The organism is Pseudomonas sp. SMV71, from assembly GCF_052042015.1.
Classification (GTDB): Bacteria; Pseudomonadota; Gammaproteobacteria; order Pseudomonadales; family Pseudomonadaceae; genus Aquipseudomonas.
Map to the genome: position 1 here is coordinate 188,191 of NZ_JBKGGU010000007.1, position 19,565 is coordinate 207,755.

Here is a 19,565-nt window from a genome sequence, read left to right on the forward strand (position 1 = left end):
GCGGTCACCCTTAATAAGTCCGGACTTTTGGTTCGAAAGTCGGAACAGTCTTCGGCGAGAAGTTCACGGCACGCTTGGCGACGCGTTTTTCACCCGGGAAGTACAAGGTGTGGCACAGCCAGTTTTCGTCGTCACGGTCTTCGAAGTCTTCGCGGGCGTGGGCGCCGCGGGACTCTTTACGCTCTTCTGCCGCGATCGCAGTGGCTTCGGCCACTTCCAGCAGGTTCTGCAATTCCAGCGCTTCGATACGCGCAGTGTTGAACGCCTGCGATTTATCGTTGATCTTCACGTTGGCAATTCGTTCACGCAATTGCGCCAGCTGGGCGATACCCTTCTGCATGTATTCGCCGGTACGGAACACACCGAAGTAGTTCTGCATGCAGCTTTGCAGCTCGCGACGCAGGGTGGCGACGTCTTCGCCCTCGGTACGTTCGTTGAGGCCGGCCAGACGCTTGAGGGCCACATCGATGTCGGTGTCGCTGGCGTCGCGGTATTCGATGCCGTCGGTCAGCGCCTTCTCCAGGTGCAGGCCGGCAGCACGGCCAAACACCACCAGGTCGAGCAACGAGTTGCCGCCCAGACGGTTGGCACCGTGGACCGATACGCAAGCCACTTCACCCACTGCGAACAGGCCAGGAATGATCTGGTCCACGCCTGCGGCGTCCTGGGTGATCGCCTGACCATGAATGTTGGTGGCAACGCCGCCCATCATGTAGTGGCAGGTTGGAACGACCGGAACCGGCGCCACGACAGGGTCGACGTGGGCGAAGGTCTTCGACAGTTCGCAAATACCCGGCAGGCGGCTGTGCAGCACTTCCTCGCCGAGGTGGTCGAGCTTGAGCATCACGTGGTCGCCATTCGGACCGCAACCGTTGCCGGCAATGATTTCCTTGACCATCGAACGAGCCACGACGTCACGACCGGCAAGGTCCTTGGCGTTCGGAGCATAACGCTCCATGAAACGCTCGCCGTGCTTGTTGATCAGGTAACCGCCTTCACCGCGGCAACCTTCGGTGACCAGCACGCCGGCGCCGGCGATGCCGGTCGGATGGAACTGCCACATTTCGATGTCCTGCACCGGCACGCCGGCACGCAGGGCCATGCCGACGCCGTCACCGGTGTTGATCAGGGCGTTGGTGGTGGAGGCGTAGATACGGCCTGCACCGCCGGTCGCCAGCACGGTGGCCTTGGAACGGATGTAGGTGGTTTCGCCGGTTTCGATGCAGATTGCGATCACACCGACGAACGCGCCGTCCTGGTTCTTCACCAGGTCAACGGCATAGTACTCGTTCAGGAACGTGGTACCGGCCTTCAGGTTGCCCTGATAGAGGGTGTGCAGCAGCGCGTGACCGGTACGGTCGGACGCCGCGCAAGTACGGGCAGCCTGGCCGCCTTTGCCGTAGTCCTTGGACTGGCCACCGAACGGACGCTGGTAGATACGACCGGTTTCGGTACGCGAGAACGGCAGGCCCATGTGGTCCAGCTCGAACACCGCGGCCGGGCCTTCCTGACACATGTATTCGATAGCGTCCTGGTCACCGATGTAGTCGGAACCCTTGACGGTATCGTACATGTGCCAGCGCCAGTCATCGTTCGGGTCGGCAGATGCGATGGCGCAGGTGATGCCGCCCTGGGCGGATACAGTGTGCGAACGGGTCGGGAAAACCTTGGTGATCACGGCAGTCTTGTGACCGCCCTGCGCCAGTTGCAGCGCTGCGCGCATGCCGGCACCGCCGCCACCAATAATGATGGCGTCGAAAGAAATCGTAGGAATGTTAGCCATGAATCAGATACCCCAAAGAATCTGCACGCCCCAGACGAAGTACGCGAACATCGCGACGCCGCATACGGCCTGGAACAGGAAACGTACGGCAGTCGCCGACTTGCCGAACGCCATCTGCGTCAGGTAGTCGGTGGCGATGGTCCACATGCCGACCCAGGCGTGAGCGCCCAGTGCGACAAGTGCCAGCAGACTGAAGATACGCATCCAGTTGTTTGCGAACAGTTCATGCCATTGGGCATAGCCCAGGCCAGGGTTTGCTACGACATATCCGATCAGGAAAATGAAGTAAGCCGCGAGAACGACCGCAGACACACGCTGCGCCATCCAGTCATAGAGGCCCGAACGCGAGAGGTTCGTGACGTTGGTTACCATATCCAGACTCCTGCCAGAACGATCAGCACCGCAGACACGGCGATAATGATTTTCGAGCCCAGCTTGCCGCCTTCCAGCGTCTCACCGATGCCCATGTCCATGATCAAGTGGCGCACACCGGCAACCAGGTGATATAGCAAGGCGGACAGGATGCCCCAAATCACTAGCTTGGCTAGCGGACTGGTCAGACACGCTTTCACCTGACCGAAGCCTTCTTCCGAGTCGAGCGACTTGTCCAATGCATAAAGCATGATGGCCAGGCTGACGAAAAGAATGACACCGGAGATTCGGTGAAGGATGGACGTGTAAGCAGTGACTGGGAGTTTGATGGTCCTTAGGTCTAGGTTTACAGGTCGTTGGCTTTTCACGGCTTTTTTCACACTGAAGAGCCCCTAAGAATCAGGGCAAAGTTGTTGCGGCGCGCACTGGTCAGGTACTCACCACCCAGGGAGTGACGACCCCCAGCAAAGCTGGCCCAAAAGCCCCTGGCGGTCGGTGGCCGAGTATAGACAGTTAGGCTACTAATGACAACGCGTTCACCTTCCACTGATGGCGCATTGCACAAGCGTGGCAAAAGGCGTAAACGGCAGGCAATTTCGAGGAAAAAGTCCGCTTAAAGCCTTCTGGAGCAAGACTTTAGGCAAATTGACTTTCGGATTTATCTCACTATAGTGGTGCGGGCCCTGCGTGGGGGGTCTGTCTGATGATTCCAAGCATTAATAGGAGGCCACATGGCTGACAAAAAAGCGCAGTTGATCATCGAGGGCGCAGCCCCCGTCGAGCTGCCCATTTTAACCGGCACCGTTGGTCCCGATGTAATCGACGTACGGGGCCTGACGGCCACGGGCCGTTTCACCTTTGACCCGGGTTTCATGTCGACCGCCTCGTGCGAGTCGAAAATCACCTATATCGACGGCGACAACGGCATCCTGCTGCACCGCGGCTACCCGATCGAGCAACTGGCTGAAAAATCGGACTACCTGGAAACCTGCTACCTGCTGCTCAACGGCGAGCTGCCAACCGCAGAGCAAAAGGCCCAGTTCGTCAGCACCGTCAAGAACCACACCATGGTTCACGAGCAGCTGAAGTCCTTCTTCAACGGCTTCCGCCGCGACGCGCACCCGATGGCGGTCATGTGCGGCGTAGTCGGCGCCCTCTCGGCCTTCTACCACGACTCCCTGGACATCAATAACCCCCAGCATCGCGAAATCTCCGCGATCCGCCTGGTGGCGAAGATGCCGACCCTGGCAGCCATGGTCTACAAATACTCCATGGGCCAGCCCATGATGTATCCGCGCAACGACCTGACCTATGCAGAAAACTTCCTGCATATGATGTTCAACACCCCGTGCGAGATCAAACCGATCAGCCCGGTGCTCGCCAAGGCCATGGACCGGATCTTCATCCTCCATGCCGACCACGAGCAGAACGCCTCGACGTCCACCGTGCGCCTGGCCGGCTCCTCGGGTGCCAACCCGTTCGCCTGTATCGCCGCCGGTATCGCCGCACTCTGGGGCCCGGCCCACGGCGGTGCCAACGAAGCGGTACTGACCATGCTCGATGAAATCGGCGATGTCTCGAACATCGACAAGTTCATCGCCAAGGCCAAGGACAAGAACGATCCGTTCAAGCTGATGGGCTTCGGTCACCGGGTCTACAAGAACCGCGACCCGCGCGCCACCGTCATGAAGCAGACCTGCGACGAAGTGTTGAAAGAGCTGGGCATCAAGAACGATCCGCAACTCGAACTGGCCATGCGCCTGGAAGAGATCGCCCTGACCGACCCGTACTTCATCGAGCGCTCGCTGTACCCGAACGTCGACTTCTACTCGGGGATCATCCTCAAGGCGATCGGCATTCCAACCAGCATGTTCACCGTGATCTTCGCCCTGGCGCGGACCGTCGGCTGGATCTCCCACTGGAAAGAAATGCTCTCCAGCCCGTACAAGATCGGCCGCCCTCGCCAGTTGTACACTGGCTACGAGTCGCGTGACATCACCGAGCTGCAAGATCGCAAGTAAGACTCGGGTCTTGCATTAAGGTCTCAAGCTGCACCGGAACGGCCCCCGCTTCTTATATATAAGAGCGGGGGCCGTTTTGTTTGTAAGCGCTTTGATCTGTGGTGAGGGGGCTGCCACCATCGCGAGCAGGCTCGCTCCCACACTGGAATGCGGTCGCCTATGGGAGCGAGCCTGCTCGCGGTGGCGGCAGACCTGATCACCTCCTTAGTCCAGGCACAAAAAAATACCCCTGCCTCTCGACAGGGGTATTTTTCCGATGCTGCATCGCTTCTAACTTGCAGCTTGAAGCTTGCAACTCGCCACTGCTTTTTAGTGATTTACTGCCCCACTCGCCCCCAGGCCGGTCTGCGAACGCACGAACTGCGGGAAGAACAGCGCCCGCTCGTTGTCGGCAGCCGTCGACTTGTCGGTGATCGAGAAGAACCAGATACCCACGAACGCAATGATCATCGAGAACAGCGCCGGGTACTCATACGGGTAGATCGGCTTCTCGTGACCCATGATCTGCACCCAGATGGTCGGACCGAGGATCATCAGGCCCACGGCGCTGACCAGCCCCATCCAGCCACCGATCATGGCGCCACGGGTAGTGAGCTTCTTCCAGTACATCGAAAGCAGCAGCACCGGGAAGTTGCAGCTTGCCGCGATGGAGAACGCCAGGCCTACCATGAACGCGATGTTCTGCTTCTCGAACAGGATGCCCAGGCCGATCGCCAGCACCGCCAGGGCGATGGTGGTGATTTTCGAGACGCGAATCTCGTCTTTCTCGTTGGCCTTGCCCTTCTTGATCACGCTGGCATACAGGTCGTGAGACACCGCCGAAGCACCCGCCAGGGTCAGGCCGGCAACCACCGCCAGGATGGTCGCGAAGGCGACCGCCGAGATGAAGCCCAGGAAGATACTGCCACCCACCGCGTCGGCCAGGTGCACCGCCGCCATGTTGTTGCCGCCCAGCAAGGCACCTGCCGCGTCCTTGAAGGCCGGGTTGGTGCTGACCAGCAGGATCGCGCCGAAGCCGATGATGAAGGTCAGGATGTAGAAGTAACCGATGAACCCGGTGGCGTACAGCACGCTCTTGCGGGCTTCCTTGGCGTCACTCACGGTGAAGAAGCGCATCAGGATGTGTGGCAGGCCAGCGGTACCGAACATCAGCGCCAGCCCCAGGGAGAAGGCTGATACAGGATCTTTCACCAGACCGCCAGGGCTCATGATCGCCTCACCCTTAGGGTGAACCTTGACCGCTTCGGAAAACAGCATGTTGAAGTCGAAGTTGACGTGCTTCATGACCATCAGCGCCATGAACGATGCGCCCGACAGCAACAGCACTGCCTTGATGATCTGTACCCAGGTGGTCGCCAGCATGCCGCCGAACAGCACGTAGAGGCACATCAGGATACCGACCAGGATCACTGCGACATGGTAGTCCAGGCCGAACAGCAACTGGATCAGCTTGCCGGCGCCGACCATCTGCGCAATCAGGTAGAACGCCACCACCACCAGCGAGCCGCTGGCAGACAGGGTGCGGATCTGCTTTTGACCCAGGCGATAGGAGGCAACGTCGGCAAAAGTGTATTTACCCAGGTTGCGCAGACGCTCGGCGATCAGGAACAGAATGATCGGCCAGCCCACCAGGAAGCCGATGGAGTAGATCAGGCCGTCATAGCCCGAGGCGAATACCAGCGCGGAAATCCCCAGGAAGGACGCCGCGGACATGTAGTCACCGGCAATCGCCAGGCCGTTCTGGAAACCGGTGATCCGGCCGCCTGCCGCGTAATAGTCGGAGGCCGACTTGCTACGCTTCGATGCCCAGTAAGTGATGCACAGGGTCGCGCCGACGAAGGCCACGAACATCACGATGGCGGAGACGTTGAGGGGTTGTTTCTGCACGGCACCGGTCAGGGCTTCAGCCGCCCAGGCACCCGGGGCAAACGCTGCGATGCTCAAGAGAGCCATTAGACGCCGGATCATTGCTGAGCCTCCTTGAGAATCGCATTGTTCAGGTCGTCGAACTCGCCGTTGGCGCGTCGCACGTAGATGGCGGTCAGAATGAACGCCGAGACAATCAGGCCGACACCGATGGGAATACCCCAGGTGATCGTCAACTCAGGCGAGATCTTAGCCCCGAGAACGTGCGGCCCATAGGCGATCAGAAGAATGAATCCGGAATACAGCCCGAGCATGATCGCCGAGAGAATCCAGGCGAACCTTTCCCTTTTTCTCACCAGCTCCTTGAAGCGCGGGCTGTTTTGAATCGAGAGGTAAATGCTGTCGTTCATTGTTTTTATCCTCGCAGCACAGATTTAAGTTGGAACGACCCTACTCTATGCGGCTCAAGGTTAGGATCCAGACGACCTTAGTATTAGAACGACATGATGGTTCTGCCAGTTTCCTGCAAACTTTCTCCTTTTCCCTGTGGGAGCGAGCCTGCTCGCGATTGCGGTCGCACATTCAATATAGATGCAAGCAGATATACCGCTATCGCGAGCAAGCTCGCCTTCACAGGAAATTGGCAAAACCGAAAGGTTGCAGGCATAAAAAAACCGCATGACGCGAGCCATGCGGTTCTTCGCAGCAGCTAGACCAGGCGATTTACTTGCCGGTCCACTCCTTCACGCGGTCCGGGTGCTTGGCAACCCAGTCCTTGGCAGCGGCGTCCGGCTTGGCGCCTTCCTGGATCGCCAGCATGACTTCGCCGATCTCGTCTTTCGAAGCCCACTGGAATTTCTTCAGGAACTCGGCCACTTCCGGCGCCTTGGTCGCCAGTTCCTTGCTGCCGATGCTGTTCACGGTTTCAGCCGCGCCATAGACGCCTTTGGAATCTTCGAGGAAGCGCAGTTTCCACTTGGCGAACATCCAGTGCGGCACCCAACCGGTCACGGCGATGGATTCGTTCTTCTTCTCGGCACGGGTCAGCTCGGCAATCATGCCGGCGCCGGAACTGGCCTTGAGCTGGTAACCGGTCAGGTCGTAGTCCTTGATGGCCTGCTCGGTCTTGAGCATCACGCCTGAACCGGCGTCGATGCCGACGATGCGCTTCTTGAAGGAGTCGTCGGTCTTCAGGTCTTCGATCGTCTTGGCCTTGACGTACTCCGGCACGATCAGGCCGATTTTTGCGTCCTTGAAGTTAGGACCGTAGTCGACCACCTGGTCCTTGTTCTTGGTCCAGTAGTCACCGTGGGTCACTGGCAGCCAGGCCGACAGCATCGCATCGAGCTTGCCGGTCGCCACGCCCTGCCACATGATCCCGGTCGCCACCGCTTGCAGCTTCACGTCGTAGCCGAGCTTCTGCTGGATGACTTCGGCCGCCACGTGAGTGGTCGCGACGCTGTCGGACCAGCCGTCAACGTAGCCGATGCTCAGGGTTTTGTTTTCGGCACTGGCCAGGGTGGAGCTGATCGCCAGTACCAGTGCGGCACCTGCGCCCAAGAGTCGTCGCATCTTCATCGTTACTTCCCCGAAAGTGCTGCGCCCGACGGATGCCGAGCAGCGTCAACGTATAGTTATGGTGCTCAGCGCCCCCATCACGCTCGCCTGCAAACCGGCCCGAACGCCAGTGGAGTACTGACCCGTCGATCATCAACCCGCGCCGATCCGGAACCTGCTCTGTCTGCGACGTCAAGGCATCGAGAAACGACATCAGAAAGCCAGCAACGACCCCCGGGCGTTTGCAGTGTAGTCGACGCGGACATTTTGCCCGCCCCAATCGAGTAGTCATCAGATGACTAGCGGCCACCACACGCGAACGTGTATCGTCCCGCTACTATTGCACCCCGTCCGTGCCTGTTTCGTGCCCGTCATGGCACTTGGCTCAGCTTCGGTGGTCATAGGCTGCGAACCTCAATCGGCACCTTCCTCTTAGGGATCTCGTCATGCTCCGTTCCTTCGCTGCCCTCTTCGGCGGCCTTATCCTGAGTGCGTCCGCGCTGGCGGTAGATATCGACGCCGCCAGCTATGGCTATCCCTTGACCAACCCGTTCGAGGCGACCATCGCCACCACCCCGCCGGACCTGCGTCCGGAGCTGCCGCTGATCGAGGACATCAATCAGGCCGACCACAGCCTGACGCTGCGCCCGGAGCGCGAGTTCATCCTGCCGGACAATTTCTGGCCGGTAAAAAGCCTCACCTACCGCCTGGCGACACAGGACAAACCCGCACCGCTGATCTTCCTGATCGCCGGCACCGGTGCGCGCTATGACAGCACCATCAACGAGTACCTCAAGCGCCTCTACTACAAAGCCGGCTACCACGTGGTGCAGCTGTCATCGCCCACCAGCTTCGATTTCATGAGCGCCGCTTCGCGCTTTGCCACGCCGGGCATTTCCAAGGAAGACGCCGAGGACATGTACCGGGTGATGCAGGCCGTGCGTGCGCAGAACCCCAAACTGCCGGTCACCGAGTACTACCTCACCGGCTACAGCCTCGGCGCCCTGGACGCGGCCTTCGTCGCGCACCTGGATGAAACCCGGCGCAGCTTCAACTTCAAGAAAGTGCTGTTGCTGAACCCGCCGGTCAACCTCTACACCTCGATCACCAACCTGGACCGACTGGTACAGACCGAGGTCAAGGGCATCAACAGCACCACCACCTTCTATGAGCTGGTGCTGAACAAGCTGACTCGCTACTTCCAGCAAAAAGGCTACATCGACCTCAATGACGCGTTGCTCTACGACTTCCAGCAGTCCAAGCAACACCTGAACAACGAACAGATGGCCATGCTGATCGGCACCTCGTTCCGCTTCTCGGCGGCCGACATCGCCTTCACCTCGGACCTGATCAACCGTCGCGGCCTGATCATCCCGCCGAAATTCCCGATCACCGAAAGCACCAGCCTGACACCGTTTCTCAAGCGTGCATTGCAGTGCGATTTCGATTGCTACCTCACCGAGCAGGTGATTCCGATGTGGCGAGCGCGCACCGACGGCGGGAGCCTGTTGCAACTGGTCGACCAGGTCAGCCTGTACGCACTCAAGGACTACCTGCAGGCCAGCCCGAAGATCGCTGTCATGCATAACGCCGACGACGTCATTCTCGGCCCGGGCGACCTGGGTTTCCTGCGCAAGACCTTCGGCGATCGCCTGACGGTTTATCCACTGGGCGGCCATTGCGGCAACCTCAACTACCGCGTCAACAGCGACGCCATGCTGGAGTTCTTCCGTGGCTAAATATCTCCTGCTTATCGCTGCGTTAATGAGTGCAGGCATGGTCCATGCCCAGGACAGCAAGGCCAACGCGCCTGCCGTGGTGGATTCGGATGGCTTCAAGGAGCCGTTGACCAAGCTCAAGTTCAACCCAGGGCTGGACCAGCGCGAATTCGAGCGCTCGACGCTCAACGCCCTCAATGTCTATGACCCGTTGGAGTCCTGGAACCGCCGGGTCTATCACTTCAACTACCGCTTCGACCAATGGGTGTTCCTGCCCGTTGTCGATGGCTACCGCTACATCACGCCGAGCTTCGTGCGCACCGGGGTCAGCAACTTCTTCAATAACCTGGGAGACGTGCCGAACCTGATGAACAGCCTGCTGCAGTTCAAGGGCAAGCGTTCGATGGAAACCACCGCGCGGCTGTTGCTCAACACCACCGTCGGCATCGCCGGCCTGTGGGACCCGGCAACTGCCATGGGCCTGCCGCGCCAGAGCGAAGACTTCGGCCAGACGCTGGGCTTCTACGGCGTGCCGGCCGGCGCCTATTTCGTGCTGCCGATTTTCGGCCCATCGAACCTGCGTGATACCTCAGGCCTGTTGGTGGACTACACCGCCGAATCGGCGATCAACTTCCTGAACGTCTCCGAAGTCAGTTCCAATCACCCGGAACTGCTGCTCCTGCGCGGCGTGGACAAGCGCTACCAGACCAGTTTCCGCTACGGCCAGCTGAACTCGCCGTTCGAGTACGAGAAGGTGCGGTATGTGTACACCGAGTCGCGCAAGTTGCAGATAGCGGAATAATCTTCCACAAATGAAAAGCCCCCCGGCACACTCGATGACGGGGGGTTTTTCATAGCAGGTGGATAAGCGCCGTGGCGAAGCGATTCCTATCGCTGGTCATCGGTAACTCGAGCAAACACTTCGCTAGCCCAACTATCCATGCTGTACTTCTGGACCACATGCGCAGGTGGATCAATATATTCCTCAGCGAGAAATGACGACGGGATAACAGGGCGGTCACTGTCGATGACCAGAATGTTTCGCGCATCATAAAAATCGTAATTCATGACCGACGGGTTGTTGGTGATGATCTTCTTGCGGTAGAACAAAGCGTCGAAGAAGCGAAAACTCAGACCTGCATGGCCCGGCCGGACGATATCGATCAGGATCTCCGAGCGCCTGATCAGCTCCCCAACCTCTTCGAGCGACATTCTTTCCCTGAAAAAAGTGATACCGGGGCTGGCGTTTTCGACCACCTTGCTCTGAACCAGGAACTTATAATTCGTGTGGCCGAGACGCTCGAACTCCGCTGCAATTCTGCCCAGCACATCAATGCGGTTCTTGCCCGCCATCACTACAAACGCTTTGTACTCACGGGTGGTTTCAAGTTCTGTATCGAGCTCGTAAATATAATTGTTGAGCTTGCGAAATCCGTATTCCCGGGCATCAGCGTCGTCGAAGGTGTAGACCTTGTCGAAACGGGCCAATTGAGCCACCGGCATGGCAAGCCTGGCAACGCCGTCAGACAGGAACGCGATGGTCTGTTGTGCCGCACTCATTGCTTGATCGACAAGAGTGACGTCTATCTGCGCCGGATTGATGATGAGAACAGCGTCGACTTTCCCGGCCTTTTGGATCAGGCGCTGCGCTGCACGGACTGTCAGGAACTTCTTCAGCCATCGCCGCAGCTTCCCAGGCAGGAACCGGATCTCGCCGCGCTGTGCAGAAAGATCGACAAAAGTGACCTCATTGTTTTTGGCCAGGTAATCGCTAAGCCGTTTTACATAACCGCCCACGTCCCGACATACGATCAGGAGTTTTTGCGATGTGATGGCGGGAGGCAGATAGGCCATTTCGTTCTCGTAACAAGGATTAAAGATAGCGGCCTTCCAGAAACCTGTAGATCAAATGTGGACGTCAGCCACGCAGAGTCCTTACGGATCGGTGGACCAAAATGAGTTCGGCGATCACCTGGAATCACATTTCTTCGGCAGCTTTATCAAGCCGCCTGCGGCGCGCAATGATGAATGGTCGCTCGATTGACCAGTAAGTCAAGACGCTCAATGCGCTTACCATCAGAATGATAAGCGGCAGATACCATGCGTAGCCAGCGAGTGTGCCGTCTGTGAAATCGTATATTTTCAGCAGGCTGAACACGCTGTAGATCACGATACCGTGCAGCAGATAGATACTGTAGCTCGCTTCGCCGAGCACCTTTAGCCCCTTGTGTTCCAAGAGTCCGTGCAGATTGTTGCCCAGGACGAATAGCCCAAACGGAATACCGAGAATCAACATTTGCCCCGTCGAGTATGAACGCATCTTCAGACTCGCCAGCAGGACAACGGCGGCAATGAGGGAACACTTGAGACCTGAAAAGTCGATCGGCGTCTTGCGCAGGCGAGGTTCAAGAAAGGCGACAGCCATACCCACCAGGAATAACTTGACGAATCGCTTGTGAAATATGTCTTGATACTCTGTCCATAGGAGTGCCATCGCGCCGATGGAAATCACCAGGGCGAGGATCGGCAACTTGCGACGGAACAGGCAATACATGAGCGGGAGTGAAAGATAGAAAAGTGCCTCGTAGAGGAGTGTCCACTGCACAGAAGCGTTGATCAGTTTGCTGTCTGGAAACCCATTGATGGGTCCCCCCAGGAAAATCAACCACCTACCGAGCGCGACGACGTTATCCAGCAGCGGGGTTGGCTCCCCGCTTGTCTGATAGAAACTGATAGCCGCAACCAGGACCACGGACGCGATGTACATAGGGAAAATGCGGCGCAGTCGAGAGGAAAGCAGCGAGCCCCACTCAGGCTGCCCTCTGATCACTTTTTGCGTAAAAAGGTAGCCGGTGATCATAAAGAACAAGGACACCGGTACAGCGCCCATATTGTTGATCACGCGACTGTCGGTGACCTGCCAGGTTCCGGTGGTGTGCCATACAAAGGTGATGGTGAAGTGGTGAACCACTACCGCTGTTGCGAGGACGCCACGCAAGCCATCCAGCGACGATACCCGGTGCAGTGCTTCAGGAGCGAGCAAAGGGAAACGCCCGGCAATCAAGCAGAACGCAACGATGCAAAGCACATACAGCGCCAGCAATTGAAAGGTTTCGATCATTGATTGTTCCAAATATCAGTTTGGCCCCGCCGAGGTCGAGAGCCATTAACAATTGCCAGCGCTAGCCTTTCAGCGCTTTCCATACCTTGCCAACAACCATCACGCCCGCCAGTACCACCGCACCCGCGACGATCCCCGCCAGCGCATTGAGCAACATCGGCACGATAAACCCAGCGCCGCCCGCACTGGCCGCCACCCCTTCGATCCAGTGATGAACCACCGGCACGCCATGGGTGAGGATGCCGCCGCCCACCAGGAACATCGCCGCGGTGCCGATCACCGACAGGCTCTTCATCATGTAGGGCGCGGCACGCAGGATGGCGCCGCCAATGCTTTTGGCGGCTTGTCCTGGCTTGCGGGTCAGCCAGAGGCCCAGGTCATCGAGCTTGACGATCCCCGCGACCAGGCCGTAGACGCCAATCGTCATGACAATGGCGATACCGGAAAGCACGATCACCTGCTGGGTCAGCGCCGCATCGGCCACCGTGCCGAGGGTGATGGCGATGATTTCCGCCGAGAGGATGAAGTCGGTACGCACCGCGCCCTTGATCTTGTCCTTTTCGAAGGTCACCAGATCGACCGCCGGATCCGCCACGGCTTCGACCAATTGGGCGTGCTCGGCCTGGTCTTCGGCGGGGCTGTGAAGGAATTTGTGCGCCAGTTTCTCGAAGCCTTCGAAACACAGGTAGGCGCCACCAACCATCAACAGCGGCGTGACCAGCCACGGCACGAAAGCGCTGATCGCCAGCGCCGACGGCACCAGGATCAGCTTGTTGATGAACGAGCCCTTGGCCACCGCCCAGACCACCGGCAGCTCCCGCTCCGCACGTACGCCCGAGACTTGCTGGGCGTTGAGCGCCAGGTCATCGCCCAGCACGCCGGCGGTTTTCTTGGCGGCCATTTTGGTCATCAATGCAACATCGTCGAGCACGGTGGCGATGTCATCGATCAATACCAGCAAACTGCTTCCAGCCATGGGAGGGGCTCCTTGAACAATAATGCCGCGCAGCATACCGCGAGGCGCACCGCCGTGGGCATTCTTGAGCGCCGCGCGAGGCCGGTGCTACCATGCGCCACCGCCAGAACAGGCAAGGAACCCCAGGGTTTATGAGCACTATCCGCGAGCGCAACAAAGAACTGATCCTGCGTGCCGCCAGCGAAGAATTTGCCGACAAGGGCTTCGCCGCGACCAAGACCAGCGATATCGCGGCCAAGGCCGGCCTGCCCAAACCCAACGTGTACTACTACTTCAAATCCAAGGAAAACCTCTACCGCGAGGTCCTGGAAAGCATCATCGAGCCGATCCTCCAGGCCTCGACCCCTTTCAATGCCGACGGCGTGCCAGGCGAGGTGCTGAGCCACTACATCCGCTCCAAGATCCGCATCTCCCGCGACCTGCCCTTCGCCTCGAAAGTCTTCGCCAGCGAAATCATGCACGGCGCCCCGCATCTGAGCGCCGACCTGGTAGAGCAACTCAACGCCCAGGCCCGCCACAATATTGACTGCATTCAGACCTGGATCGACCGCGGCCAGATCGCCCCCATCGACCCCAACCACTTGATGTTCAGCATCTGGGCCGCCACCCAGACCTACGCCGATTTCGACTGGCAGATCACCGCCGTGACGGGCAAGGCGAAGCTCGATGAAGCCGATTATGAAGCGGCTGCGCAGACGATCATACGGTTGGTTTTGAAGGGGTGTGAGGTGGATCGTCAGGCTTAGACCGCAATGCTCCATCGCGAGCAGGCTCGCTCCCACAGGGGATCTGCGGTGTTCATACATTTGTGTCCACCACCGAAACCTGTGGGAGCGAGCCTGCTCGCGATGAAGGCGACTCGGATTCCAGTCAAACCCAGATCGCATCCCACAACGGATAGTCGCCAAGCCGCTCCACCAGTCCTGCCCGCAGCGGATTGGCGACCACATACCGGGCCAACTTGACCAAATCTTCTTCCCTCCGTAGCGCTCGGTCATGGTATCCCTGCTGCCAGAGACTCCCCGATCTCCCAGACTTCTCGTTGACTCCTCTGACACTTAGAGATTTCACCTGACACATCAATTGCCCTAAAGACCCGCGACGCAGTTGGATCAACCAATGAAAATGGTCTGGCATTACGACGAAAGCCAAGGAGTCTGCAATGCCACATGTCTCTATGTCTCTGAACTGGTGGATAACTATTCTGCCCAAACCATAGTCCTTGAAAACAGGTTCGCGCGCCAACGTGTTGGCTGTCAGCAGATATATGCGATTTGGCTCTGCCCATCGACCGAGGCGCAGGCGGTGCGAAGCTGATCGGGCAGACATTCCGCTTCCTTTGCAGTGAACTCCTGAAAAGGCTAGCAGTGTGAATGCAAGATCATGATCAAACCTTTAGCCGGATGTGTCTGGTTGTTGGTCTTCGCGAGCAAGCCCGCTCCCACAGGGAACTGCGGTGTTCAGACATTTTGTGTCCACCACCGAAACCTGTGGGAGCGGGCTTGCTCGCGAAGAGGCCAGTCAACTCATCGCAAAATCAAACAGCCACCCCCGCATCCGCCATCAACCCCACCCCCTCCACCGCCCGGATCGCCACCTGTTCATCGATGTCCGAGGTGTCGCCGCTGATGCCTACGGCGCCCAGCAGGGTGCCGTCCTGGTCCCTGATCAACACCCCACCCGGAACCGGCACCACACTGCCCTGCCCCAGGCTGTTCAACGCGGCGATGAAGGCCGGGCGTTGTTGGGCGTCGAGTGCGAGCAGGCGTGAGCCCTTGCCGAGGGCGATGGCGCCCCAGGCCTTGCCGATGGCGATTTGTGGGCGTAGCAGGCTGGCACCGTCTTCGCGCTGCAGCGCGATCAGGTGCCCGCCGCAGTCAAGCACCGCGACAGTCAGCGGGGCGCAGTGGGTTTCACGGCCGGCGGCGAGGGCCTGGCCGGTCAGTTTGACGGCGACTTCCAAGGTTAGAGCGCTCATGGGTGCTGTCCTTCTTTTGTTATGGGAGGGCCTTTCGGTTCTCGATTCGAGAAAATCCGCACACCGCAAATAGAACACAACAGAAATAATTTTTGTATACAATAATTCCTACAAAACACCTTAGGCGACGAAAAGACGCAGTCTTCGGGCCGATCAGATGAATAAAACAGATGCTTGAGGAAATGGATTGACCTGCGCCGCTCGCCATGAATACACTCCTCGCAAAGCCACTTGTATACAATTACAAAACGTAAGAGGCACAAACCCATGAGCAAAATGAGAGCAATCGAAGCCGCCGTCCTGGTGATGCGCCGTGAGGGCGTGGACACCGCCTTCGGCATCCCAGGCGCAGCGATCAACCCGCTGTATTCGGCCCTGCAAAAAGTGGGCGGCATCGATCACGTCCTTGCTCGCCACGTTGAAGGCGCCTCGCACATGGCCGAGGGCTACACCCGGACCAAGGCCGGCAACATTGGCGTGTGCATCGGTACGTCGGGACCTGCCGGGACAGACATGGTGACCGGCCTCTACAGCGCGTCTGCCGATTCGATCCCGATCCTGTGCATCACTGGACAAGCGCCCCGCGCCCGCCTGCACAAAGAAGATTTCCAGGCCGTCGACATCACCAGCATCGTCAAGCCGGTGACCAAGTGGGCGACCACCGTCCTGGAGCCAGGCCAGGTGCCTTATGCATTCCAGAAAGCCTTTTATGAAATGCGCTCCGGTCGTCCGGGCCCGGTGCTGATCGATCTACCGTTCGACGTGCAGATGGCCGAGATCGAATTCGACATCGATGCCTACCAACCGCTGCCCCTGGCCAAACCGGCGGCCAACCGCGTGCAGATCGAAAAAGCCCTGGCGCTGCTCAACCAGGCTGAGCGCCCGCTGCTGGTGGCGGGCGGCGGCATCATCAACGCTAATGCGAGTGAGCTGCTGGTGGAGTTCGCCGAGCTGACCGGTATCCCGGTCATCCCGACGCTGATGGGTTGGGGCACGATTCCCGACGATCATCCGCAAATGGTCGGCATGGTCGGCCTGCAGACTTCCCACCGCTACGGCAATGCGACACTGCTCAAGTCCGACCTGGTGCTAGGGGTCGGCAACCGTTGGGCCAACCGTCACACCGGTTCGGTGGATGTCTACACCGAAGGCCGCACGTTCATTCACGTGGACATCGAGCCCACCCAGATCGGCCGCGTGTTCACTCCCGACCTGGGCATCGTTTCCGACGCCGCCTCGGCGCTGACCGTGTTCATCGAAGTCGCTCGCGAATGGCAAGCCGCCGGCAAGCTGAAGAACCGCAGCGCCTGGCTGCAGGACTGCCAGCAACGCAAGGCCAGTCTGCAACGCAAGACCCACTTCGACAATGTGCCGGTCAAGCCGCAGCGGGTGTATGAGGAAATGAACCAAGTGTTCGGCAAGGACACTTGCTACGTCAGCACCATCGGCCTGTCGCAGATTGCCGGCGCGCAGTTCCTGCATGTGTACAAGCCTCGGCATTGGATCAACTGCGGTCAGGCCGGCCCTTTGGGTTGGACCATTCCGGCGGCGCTGGGGGTAGTCAAGGCCGATCCGAGCCGCAAGGTCGTGGCGCTGTCGGGCGACTATGATTTCCAGTTCATGATCGAAGAACTGGCGGTGGGTGCGCAGTTCAAGCTGCCATACATTCACGTGGTGGTGAACAACTCCTACCTGGGCCTGATCCGCCAGGCCCAGCGCGGGTTCGACATGGACTATTGCGTGCAACTGTCCTTCGATAACCTCAACGCGCCGGAGCTCAACGGTTATGGCGTCGACCACATCGCCGTGGCCGAGGGTCTGGGCTGCAAGGCACTGCGGGTGTTCGAACCGTCCGGCATCCAACCGGCGCTGCGCCAGGCTCAGGCAATGATCGAGGAATTCAAGGTGCCGGTAATCGTCGAGGTGATCCTGGAACGGGTGACCAACATTTCCATGGGCACCGAGATCAATGCCGTCAACGAATTTGAAGACCTGGCGCTGGTGGGTAACGATGCGCCGACGGCTATTTCGTTGCTTGACTGATACTGACGCCCTCCCACAGGCAATACTGTTCATTCAGGAAATCACCGGCCCCGTGACGAGGGAGCTTGCTCCCGCTTGAGTGCGAAGCACTCACAAAATGGGCTGCTGCGCAGCCAGCGGGAGCAAGCTCCCTCGCCACAGAAGCCGCCACACCTTTGCAGGAGACCACCATGCCGCGTTTCGCAGCCAACCTGTCCATGCTGTTCACCGAGCAGGATTTCCTCGCCCGTTTCGAAGCGGCCGCCAAGGCCGGTTTCACGGGTGTGGAATACCTGTTCCCCTACGACTACAGCTCCGCCGAAATCAAGGCCTTGCTCGACGCCCACGGCCTGACTCAGGTGCTGTTCAACCTGCCGGCCGGTGATTGGGCCAAGGGCGAACGCGGCATCGCCTGCTTGCCAGACCGGGTCGAGGAATTCCGCGCCGGAGTCGACCTGGCGATTGCCTACGCCAAGGTGCTGGGCAACACCCAGGTCAACTGCCTGTCCGGGATTTGCCCACAGAACTGCAACGAAACCCTGGTGGAAAAGACCTTCGTCGCCAACCTCAAGTTTGCCGCCGAGAAACTGCAAGCGGCGGGTATCAAGTTGGTGATGGAAGCCATCAACACCCGGGACATTCCCGGCTTCTACCTGAACAACACCGCCCAGGCCCTGTCGATCCGCGAGCAGGTCGGCAGCGCCAACCTGTTCCTGCAATACGACATCTACCACATGCAAATCATGGAAGGCGATCTGGCCCGCACCCTGCAATCGCACCTGGCCGAGATCAACCACGTGCAATTGGCGGACAACCCGGGCCGCCACGAGCCGGGCACCGGCGAGATCAACTACCGCTTTTTGTTCGAACACCTGGATCGCATCGGTTACCAGGGTTGGGTTGGCTGCGAATACAAGCCACTGACCACCACCGAAGCGGGCCTGGGCTGGCTGAAAAGCCATAACGCGATCTGACACGAATGTCCCCCTGTGGGAGCGAGCCTGCTCGCGATAGCTATTTCACATGCAACGACGATGTTGACTGGACCAACGCTATCGCGAGCAGGCTCGCTCCCACAGAAGAACAGTTCTCCATTTGCCTGAAGCAGCAATAAAAACAAGAGGATTTTCCAATGGCTAAAATCGGATTCATCGGCACCGGCATCATGGGCCACCCAATGGCGTTGAACCTGCAGAAAGCCGGTCATAGCCTGTTCCTTACCCAGCATCACGATCAGGCTCCGGCTGACCTGGTGGCCGGCGGCGCGGTGGCCCTGGCGAACCCGAAGGAAGTCGCCCAGGAAGCCGAATTCATCATCGTCATGGTGCCCGATACCCCGCAGGTCGATGACGTGCTGTTCCGCGCCGATGGCGTGGCAGCGGGCGTGGGCGCGGGCAAGGTGGTGATCGACATGAGTTCGATCTCCCCCACCGCGACCAAGGCGTTCGCGGCGAAGATCAACGAGAAAGGCGCGCAGTACCTCGACGCTCCGGTGTCCGGCGGTGAAGTCGGCGCCAAGGCCGCGACCCTGAGCATCATGGTCGGCGGCGACAGCGCTGCGTTCGAGCGCGCCCTGCCGTTGTTCCAGGCCATGGGCAAGAACATCACCCTGGTCGGCGGCAACGGCGATGGGCAGACCGCCAAGGTCGCCAACCAGATCATCGTCGCCCTGAACATCCAGGCCGTGGCCGAAGCCTTGCTGTTCGCTTCGAAGAACGGCGCCGACCCGGCCAAGGTCCGTGAAGCGCTGATGGGCGGCTTTGCTTCGTCGAAGATCCTGGAAGTGCATGGCGAGCGCATGATCAAGGGCACCTTCGACCCGGGCTTCCGCATCAGCCTGCACCAGAAGGACCTGAACCTGGCCCTGCAAGGTGCCAGGGAACTGAACATCAACCTGCCCAATACCGCCAATGCCCAGCAGGTGTTCAGCACCTGTGCGGCCATGGGTGGCAGCAACTGGGATCACTCGGCGTTGATCAAGGGGCTGGAGCATATGGCGAACTTCTCGATCCGAGATAACTGACACCACCGAAGCCCTCTGTGGGAGCGAGCTTGCTCGCGATGACGATTTCAACTTCGGCAACAATGTTGACTGGTCTACCGCTATCGCGAGCAAGCTCGCTCCCACAGGGTCTGCATCCACTTTAAAAA

Annotated in this window: 18 protein-coding genes; 7 read left to right on the top strand and 11 right to left on the bottom strand. The window is 59.2% G+C overall.

Going from position 1 to position 19,565, the window contains the following annotated elements:
- Window positions 1-10: 10 nt before the first annotated feature.
- From sdhA to sdhC, 3 genes are read right to left on the bottom strand one after another with little or no spacing between them, the layout of a single operon-like run.
- Window positions 11-1,783, bottom strand: coding sequence for a succinate dehydrogenase flavoprotein subunit (sdhA, locus tag ACLEJQ_RS09445; protein WP_440794290.1), 1,773 nt, complete (start codon window positions 1,781-1,783; stop codon window positions 11-13).
- 3 nt (window positions 1,784-1,786) lie between these two features.
- Window positions 1,787-2,155: a succinate dehydrogenase, hydrophobic membrane anchor protein gene (gene sdhD / locus ACLEJQ_RS09450; RefSeq protein ID WP_003179222.1), complete on the bottom strand. Its 369-nt coding sequence runs from the start codon at window positions 2,153-2,155 to the stop codon at window positions 1,787-1,789.
- Window positions 2,149-2,535 carry a succinate dehydrogenase, cytochrome b556 subunit gene (sdhC, locus tag ACLEJQ_RS09455; protein WP_245138782.1) on the bottom strand — a complete coding sequence of 129 codons (387 nt, stop codon included), beginning with the start codon at window positions 2,533-2,535 and terminating at the stop codon, window positions 2,149-2,151. The genes sdhD and sdhC overlap by 7 nt, the downstream gene beginning before the upstream one ends.
- Before the next feature lie 351 nt (window positions 2,536-2,886).
- On the opposite strand from sdhC, the gene gltA reads away from it, so the two are divergent.
- Window positions 2,887-4,176: a citrate synthase gene (gltA, locus tag ACLEJQ_RS09460; protein ID WP_245138783.1), complete on the top strand. Its 1,290-nt coding sequence runs from the start codon at window positions 2,887-2,889 to the stop codon at window positions 4,174-4,176.
- 309 nt (window positions 4,177-4,485) lie between these two features.
- On the opposite strand, the gene ACLEJQ_RS09465 is transcribed toward gltA, so the two are convergent.
- The 3 genes from ACLEJQ_RS09465 to ACLEJQ_RS09475 form a co-directional block, all read right to left on the bottom strand.
- On the bottom strand, window positions 4,486-6,144 hold the full coding sequence (locus tag ACLEJQ_RS09465; RefSeq protein WP_440794293.1) for a cation acetate symporter: 1,659 nt from the start codon (window positions 6,142-6,144) through the stop codon (window positions 4,486-4,488).
- Entirely contained in the window at window positions 6,141-6,452 is a 312-nt protein-coding gene (locus tag ACLEJQ_RS09470) for a DUF485 domain-containing protein (protein ID WP_440794295.1), read from the bottom strand. The genes ACLEJQ_RS09465 and ACLEJQ_RS09470 overlap by 4 nt, the downstream gene beginning before the upstream one ends.
- 313 nt (window positions 6,453-6,765) lie before the next feature.
- The gene (locus tag ACLEJQ_RS09475) at window positions 6,766-7,620 is read right to left on the bottom strand and encodes a glycine betaine ABC transporter substrate-binding protein (protein ID WP_440794297.1); all 855 of its coding nucleotides are present in this window, start codon (window positions 7,618-7,620) and stop codon (window positions 6,766-6,768) included.
- Window positions 7,621-8,045: 425 nt separating this feature from the next.
- Between ACLEJQ_RS09475 and ACLEJQ_RS09480 the strand changes: the two genes are divergently transcribed.
- Window positions 8,046-9,338: a serine/threonine protein kinase gene (locus ACLEJQ_RS09480; RefSeq protein ID WP_440794299.1), complete on the top strand. Its 1,293-nt coding sequence runs from the start codon at window positions 8,046-8,048 to the stop codon at window positions 9,336-9,338.
- Window positions 9,331-10,119, top strand: a complete 789-nt coding sequence (locus tag ACLEJQ_RS09485) for an MlaA family lipoprotein (protein WP_440794301.1) — start codon at window positions 9,331-9,333, stop codon at window positions 10,117-10,119. The genes ACLEJQ_RS09480 and ACLEJQ_RS09485 overlap by 8 nt, the downstream gene beginning before the upstream one ends.
- Window positions 10,120-10,205: 86 nt before the next feature.
- Here the strand turns inward: ACLEJQ_RS09485 and ACLEJQ_RS09490 are convergent, their stop codons facing one another.
- The 3 genes from ACLEJQ_RS09490 to ACLEJQ_RS09500 all read right to left on the bottom strand — a co-directional run bounded on the left by ACLEJQ_RS09490 (window position 10,206) and on the right by ACLEJQ_RS09500 (window position 13,414).
- The gene (locus ACLEJQ_RS09490) at window positions 10,206-11,171 is read right to left on the bottom strand and encodes a hypothetical protein (RefSeq protein WP_440794303.1); all 966 of its coding nucleotides are present in this window, start codon (window positions 11,169-11,171) and stop codon (window positions 10,206-10,208) included.
- A 124-nt stretch (window positions 11,172-11,295) separates the two neighbouring features.
- Window positions 11,296-12,438 (bottom strand): acyltransferase family protein, encoded by a 1,143-nt coding sequence (locus ACLEJQ_RS09495; RefSeq protein ID WP_440794304.1) that lies wholly within the window; start codon window positions 12,436-12,438, stop codon window positions 11,296-11,298.
- Window positions 12,439-12,499: 61 nt separating this feature from the next.
- Window positions 12,500-13,414: a DUF808 domain-containing protein gene (locus ACLEJQ_RS09500; protein WP_440794306.1), complete on the bottom strand. Its 915-nt coding sequence runs from the start codon at window positions 13,412-13,414 to the stop codon at window positions 12,500-12,502.
- A gap of 131 nt (window positions 13,415-13,545) precedes the next feature.
- On the opposite strand from ACLEJQ_RS09500, the gene ACLEJQ_RS09505 reads away from it, so the two are divergent.
- Window positions 13,546-14,160, top strand: coding sequence for a TetR/AcrR family transcriptional regulator (locus ACLEJQ_RS09505; protein ID WP_440794307.1), 615 nt, complete (start codon window positions 13,546-13,548; stop codon window positions 14,158-14,160).
- 124 nt (window positions 14,161-14,284) lie between these two features.
- On the opposite strand, the gene ACLEJQ_RS09510 is transcribed toward ACLEJQ_RS09505, so the two are convergent.
- Together ACLEJQ_RS09510 and ACLEJQ_RS09515 are read right to left on the bottom strand one after the other, a co-directional pair.
- Window positions 14,285-14,743: an REP-associated tyrosine transposase gene (locus tag ACLEJQ_RS09510; RefSeq protein WP_440794309.1), complete on the bottom strand. Its 459-nt coding sequence runs from the start codon at window positions 14,741-14,743 to the stop codon at window positions 14,285-14,287.
- A 208-nt stretch (window positions 14,744-14,951) separates the two neighbouring features.
- Window positions 14,952-15,392 carry a GlcG/HbpS family heme-binding protein gene (locus ACLEJQ_RS09515; RefSeq protein WP_440794311.1) on the bottom strand — a complete coding sequence of 147 codons (441 nt, stop codon included), beginning with the start codon at window positions 15,390-15,392 and terminating at the stop codon, window positions 14,952-14,954.
- A gap of 267 nt (window positions 15,393-15,659) precedes the next feature.
- Here ACLEJQ_RS09515 and gcl point away from each other — a divergent pair, with 267 nt between their 5' ends.
- The 3 genes from gcl (at window position 15,660) to ACLEJQ_RS09530 (ending at window position 19,437) form a co-directional block, all read left to right on the top strand.
- Window positions 15,660-17,435 (top strand): glyoxylate carboligase, encoded by a 1,776-nt coding sequence (gcl, locus tag ACLEJQ_RS09520; protein WP_440794313.1) that lies wholly within the window; start codon window positions 15,660-15,662, stop codon window positions 17,433-17,435.
- Window positions 17,436-17,605: 170 nt separating this feature from the next.
- Entirely contained in the window at window positions 17,606-18,388 is a 783-nt protein-coding gene (hyi, locus tag ACLEJQ_RS09525) for a hydroxypyruvate isomerase (RefSeq protein ID WP_440794315.1), read from the top strand.
- Between the two features lie 158 nt (window positions 18,389-18,546).
- Window positions 18,547-19,437: a 2-hydroxy-3-oxopropionate reductase gene (locus ACLEJQ_RS09530; protein ID WP_440794317.1), complete on the top strand. Its 891-nt coding sequence runs from the start codon at window positions 18,547-18,549 to the stop codon at window positions 19,435-19,437.
- Window positions 19,438-19,565 lie beyond the last annotated feature (128 nt).